General features: G+C 69.9%; 1 protein-coding gene. It reads left to right on the top strand.

All coding sequences use genetic code 11. The features are described from left to right. Positions 1 to 216 (top strand): phosphate acyltransferase (locus tag KDH83_RS32375; RefSeq protein ID WP_212323327.1); only part of this gene is annotated, 216 nt, incomplete at both ends.

Consider the following 216-nt stretch of genomic DNA (forward strand, 5'->3'; position numbering starts at 1 on the left):
GCTCGGGCAGCTCGGCCTCGGGCGCGAAGATGCGCCGCGCGCTGGAGCTGGTGCGTCAGGCGGATCCGGACCTGGAGATCGACGGCGAGATGCATGGCGACTGCGCGCTGGACGGGGCGCTGCGGATGCGCCTCCTGCCTTCGTCCACGCTCAAGGGCGATGCCAACCTGCTGGTGTGCCCGAACGTGGACTCGGGCAACATCGCCTACAACCTGC

The organism is Achromobacter sp. Marseille-Q0513 (assembly GCF_018195695.1).
Taxonomy (GTDB): domain Bacteria; phylum Pseudomonadota; class Gammaproteobacteria; order Burkholderiales; family Burkholderiaceae_B; genus Achromobacter.